General features: G+C 56.1%; 4 protein-coding genes. 1 reads left to right on the top strand and 3 read right to left on the bottom strand.

Features of this window, described 5'->3' with window-relative positions:
* Positions 1-98: 98 nt before the first annotated feature.
* Together K5905_RS27400 and K5905_RS27395 are read right to left on the bottom strand one after the other, a co-directional pair.
* The gene (locus tag K5905_RS27400; RefSeq protein ID WP_297590240.1) at positions 99-2,288 is read right to left on the bottom strand and encodes a molybdopterin cofactor-binding domain-containing protein; all 2,190 of its coding nucleotides are present in this window, start codon (positions 2,286-2,288) and stop codon (positions 99-101) included.
* A gap of 3 nt (positions 2,289-2,291) precedes the next feature.
* Positions 2,292-2,753, bottom strand: coding sequence for a (2Fe-2S)-binding protein (locus tag K5905_RS27395; RefSeq protein WP_297590237.1), 462 nt, complete (start codon positions 2,751-2,753; stop codon positions 2,292-2,294).
* A gap of 181 nt (positions 2,754-2,934) precedes the next feature.
* Between K5905_RS27395 and K5905_RS27390 the strand changes: the two genes are divergently transcribed.
* Positions 2,935-3,546: a TetR/AcrR family transcriptional regulator gene (locus K5905_RS27390; protein ID WP_297590234.1), complete on the top strand. Its 612-nt coding sequence runs from the start codon at positions 2,935-2,937 to the stop codon at positions 3,544-3,546.
* Positions 3,547-3,733: 187 nt separating this feature from the next.
* Here the strand turns inward: K5905_RS27390 and K5905_RS27385 are convergent.
* Positions 3,734-4,928: efflux transporter outer membrane subunit (locus K5905_RS27385; RefSeq protein ID WP_297590232.1), on the bottom strand; the 1,195-nt coding region annotated here is incomplete at its 5' end.

Raw genomic sequence — 4,928 nt, 5'->3', positions numbered from 1 at the left:
GCACCATTACTTTGACAGTCACCCAGAGTCTGGATGCAGCCCAAAACAAGATGAGAGGCCGCCTGCAGACGGCCTCTCACAATTGGAAACTTCAGCAATCAGACCAGACCGGCCTTTGTCAGCGGAAGCGTGGTAACCCAATTGCCCTTGGCTGCGGCAATCGCATTGGCAACCGCGGGCCCGATTGGCGGCGTTCCAGGTTCGCCAATCCCCGTCGGAGCTTCGTTTGACGCGACAATATGCACTTCTATTTCCGGCATGTCGGAAATCCGTAACGGCTCATACGTGTCGAAGTTGGTCTCTTCGACAAGTCCATCGACCAAAGTGACCTGATTGCGCAAGATCGCGCCGAGGCCGTAGCCGATACCGCCTTCAACCTGTGCCTTGATGTTGTCCGGATTGATCGGTGTCCCGCAGTCGACGGCAGCCGTCACCTTTTCAACCTTGACCGTTCCATCGTCTCGGAAGGATATCTCTGCGACCTCGGCAACAAAGGACCCGAACGATTTGTGTACGGCCACCCCGCGATAGCGGCCTTCCGGTGCTGGCGTGTCCCAGCCGGCCTTTTCCGCAGCCAGCTTCAGAACATTCACTTTGCGCGGATCGTCCTTGATCATTTCAAGGCGATAGGCAACCGGATCCTTGCCGGCTTCCTTGGCGAGGCGGTCAATCATCGTTTCCATGACATAGGCCGTATGGGTATGGCCGACCGAGCGCCACCACAGGACTGGAACTTTCGTCTCCTGGAAAGACTGATCCATGTTCATGAGCGGGAACGCATAGGTCGTGTCATGCGCACCTTCCGTCATGTTGTGATCAACGCCGTCTTTCATCAACAGCGCTTCAAACGGCGTCCCCTTGATGATCGACTTTGCCGCGATGTTGTATCTGAACGCGGTCACGTTGTTGTCCGCATCAAGGCCAATCTTGATCTTGTGCGCAGACATTGGTCGATAATACCCACCCGCCATATCGTCTTCGCGTGTCCAGACGATTTTTATCGGTGCAGGCTCCATACCGGCTGCTTGCATGGCCTTGCCCAACATCGTGATTTCCACCACCGGATGGGCGTCAGCCTGTGCCCGGCGCCCAAAGGACCCACCTGCCCAGAGCGTGTTGATTTTCACGTTCTCGAACGGAATGCCAAGCACTGTGGCAGCAACATTGTGGTCGATGGTCTGGATCTGGGAACCCAGCCAGAATTCCGCCGTTTCACCGTCAAACATCATTGCAATGTCGAGCGGTTCCATCGCACCGTGCGCCAGGAACGGAAACTCGAAGTCTGCTTCGATGACCCGTGCAGATGATCTGAGCGCGGCATCGATGTCGCCGTCCTCACGTACTTTCAGGCCCGGCTTGGCCGTCATATCCTTCAGCTCGGCGAACATGGCGTCGCTGGAGCGGATTTCAGCTTCGCTGTCGTCCCATTCGATCTCGAGAAGATCCCGACCCTTGATGGCCGGCCATGTGGACTTCGCCAGCACTGCAACACCATTGGGGATCTGAAGAACATCAACCACGCCCGGAACCTTCCTGGTCTCGGCCGCATCGAATGTTTTCACTTTGCCGCCAAAACGAGGTGCCCTGGCAACTGTCGCGACCAGAAGGTCGTCGCGTTGAAAGTCCATTGTATAGGTTCTTGGGGCCCCTACCGTTTTGTTCTTCACATCCAGACGGGGGAATGACTTGCCGATATAAACCCACTGATCCGGAGACTTCAGAGCCGGCTCGGCCGGAACATCCTGCTCTGCTGCAAGATTTGCCAAGTCACCAAGTGACGCAGACTTGCCCGATGGATGGGTGACCACGCCAGCGGCTACAGTTATTTCACCCGCAGGCACACCCCAATCCTTTGCGGCGGCGGCGACGACCATGGCCTTTGCCGCAGCGCCGGCCTGACGATACTGCATGAAGGAATTGGCCATTGCAGTCGATCCGCCAGTCCCCTGCACACCGAAGAGCAGGTTGGCGTAAAGTTGAGGATTTGACGGGGCAAATTCGACCCTGACCTGTTCACGGGCCGCGTCCAGTTCCTCGGCAACAAGCGTGGTCAGACCGGTTGCCGTACCCTGCCCCTTGTCCAGATGTTTGGACAAAACAACCACAGTGTTGTCCGGGCGAATATGAACGAAAGGCTGAGCAAATTCGCCTTCGCCGGCGGCTGCCTTTGAGACGCGAGGAAGGTTCATGGCGATGACGAGACCGCCAATCGTACCTGCGGACATCTTCAAAAATGTACGCCGGGAAGGAGTTGCCGCTTCAAGCGGTTTTTGCAACAGATGCAACATGGCTCAGGCCTCCATCTTGTCTGCAGCAAGGTGGATCGCCTTGCGGATACGAACATAGGTGGCACAGCGGCAGACATTGCCATCCATGGCCGCGTCGATGTCTTCGTCGGTCGGCTTCGGCGTCTCGCTCAAGAGAGCAGTGGCGGCCATGATCTGACCCGACTGACAATAACCGCATTGCGGCACATCCAGCTCGTTCCAGGCTGCCTGAACCGCAGTGGCTGCCTTGCCGTCAACACCTTCGATGGTGGTGATTTCAGCGCCTTCCAGGTCACCGACCATGGTCTGGCAGGAGCGGATCGGCGTTCCGTCCCAGTGAACCGTGCAGGCACCGCAGGACGCGATCCCGCAACCGAACTTGGTACCGGTCATTCCGAGTTCATCGCGCAGGGCCCACAAGAGCGGGCTTTCGGGGTCGGCATCGAGCGTGCGCGTTTCCCCGTTGATTTTGAGAGTGACAGACATGAAGGACGTCTCCCTTGGCTGGCCTTAACTGGCTAAAGGGTGTAAACTACACAGTGCAGTGTAATCATTACAACGGTGTCTGTAAACGCCTGAGTTTACATAGGGCGAATTTTTTGGGATGAAAGAGGCAGGGGACTGTCTTTGGACAGAAAATGCCGACCGGGGTGCACGTGAGCAAACAATGTCCGTATCTGATCAGAAAAAAAAGCAGATCATAACTGCCGCGATCGCAGAATTTCAGGAGAAAGGCTATGCCGGTTCCAGCATGGACCGCATCTCCGAACGTGCGCAGGTGTCCAAAAGAACCGTCTACAATCACTTTGAAAGTAAGGATGTCCTGTTCAAGGCCATCAACCAGTGCCTGGCGGATCAGATAAATTCGGCCCTCGAGCTCCCCTACGATCCGGATCTTCCGATAAGGGATGCCTTGATCCGGCTTGGCTGGGCCGAGGGTGAACTGATGATCAATCCCTGTTTCATGAGTCTTGCCCGCATGATCATGAGCGAGACGATCCGCGATCCGGAACTGGCCGCGGACATGAACGCCCGCATGACCAAACTCACCATCTTTGCGGAATTCATAGAGCGAGCGGCACGGGAAGGCAAACTGACCGTGGAAAACCCAGGCGTTGCTGCAGAGCAGTTCCTCGGCCTGATCAAATCCCGTGCCTTTTACCCGAACATCTACGCCGCACGCGTGCCGGAGCGCGACGAGATGGAAACGATCATCACGGAGAGTGTTGACTTGTTCCTGGCGAGATACGGAAGTGCAAGTGAAACAAACAACAGCTGAGTGAGATCATGTCCCCTGCGCCGGCAGTGATCCAGTAGTCTCAATTGTTCATGCATTGAAACCGCGACACCGCACTGGGCCGCCAATCGCGCTTCGCCTGTCGGGGATGACAATCCCCAAAACGTCGGTCGCGCGACACCGAGTGAAATCAGCGACCGACATGCAAGTCCATAGGCCGTACAGGCCTCTACCCCTCATTGCTGACCGAGCCTTCCAGCAAGCGGCCCCAGCGGGTTCTCTCAGCCATTTGCTGCCGGGTTTCTTCCGAGATCAGCCCCTTTACATTTTCCGGCACCCAGCCGCCGCCAAGCCCCTTGTAAACTGCAATAAGATTGGTCAGCACGTTGGCCTGTGCCGCAATCAGACGTTCTTCCGCACGAAGCTGGCTTTTCTGTGCATCGACCACCCGGTTGTATGCCGCCGTACCGTCCCCATACTGTGCCTGCACCTCACCAACTGAACTGCGCGCCGCAGTAAGGCTTCTGCGCAAATAAACCACTTCCTGCTTGGAACGCAAAAACGCAGTCAATGCATTTTCAACCTCCGCATAGGCCGACAGCACCGTGTTTTCATAATTCAGCAGCGTTTCCTGAAACTTTGCATCCTGTACCCGGACATTGTTTTTGATCCGGCCATAATTTAAAAAATTCCAGGAAAAAGCCGGATTGATGAACCCTGTCGTGGTGCCGTTGTTGAAGAGATTAGAAAAGTCATCGGCACTGACACCAATTGCCCCGGAGATCGAAAAAGCCGGATAGAGATCAGCCTTGGCAACACCGATCTGCGCCGACTGCGCCGCTGCAACATATTCCGCGTACCGGATGTCCGGCCGGCGCCGCAGCATATCCGCCGGCACTCCAATGGCGACCTCTGCCGGTGCACTCGGGAACCGTGATCTTGTTCCGAGCCGCGATTTCATTTTTCCCGGCGGTTCGCTGAGCAGCAGGCTCAAAGCGTTCAACGCCTGTGCCAGATCCGCTTCATATCCGGGAATATTCGCCAAGGTATCGTTATAAAGAACTGTTGCTTCATCAACATCCAGCTTGGTCGCAGCGCCGTTTTCCAGCCGCAGTTTCGTAAGGTCGAGGGACTTCTTCTGCAAAACCGCGTTCTTGCGGGAAACGGCAATCAGCTGCTGCAATTCCCGAACGGTGACATAGGTCGCCGCAATATCTCCGGTCAGCGTGACCAGCACATCATCGTATGACGCCAGATTGGCCTTCAGATTGGCATTCGCAGACTGGACATCCCGGCGAATCTTTCCCCAGACATCAATTTCCCAGGCTGCGTCGAAGCCTGTCGATACTCGAGTGATGTGATCATTGACGAGACCGGCGCGCTCCAGGTCCCGGATAAACGGATCCTGTGCGCTGAAACGAATA

Source organism: Roseibium sp. (assembly GCF_025698965.1).
Taxonomy (GTDB): Bacteria; Pseudomonadota; Alphaproteobacteria; order Rhizobiales; family Stappiaceae; genus Roseibium.
The sequence above is the reverse complement of the archived record's forward strand: the minus strand, read 5'-3'. Positions and strand labels throughout refer to the sequence as shown.

Bases quoted from the DNA above. Each gene is read 5' to 3' on its own strand.
- K5905_RS27400 (WP_297590240.1), bottom strand. From the start codon at position 2,288: ATGTTGCATCTGTTGCAAAAACCGCTTGAAGCGGCAACTCCTTCCCGG.
- K5905_RS27395 (WP_297590237.1), bottom strand. From the start codon at position 2,753: ATGTCTGTCACTCTCAAAATCAACGGGGAAACGCGCACGCTCGATGCC.
- K5905_RS27390 (WP_297590234.1), top strand. From the start codon at position 2,935: ATGTCCGTATCTGATCAGAAAAAAAAGCAGATCATAACTGCCGCGATC.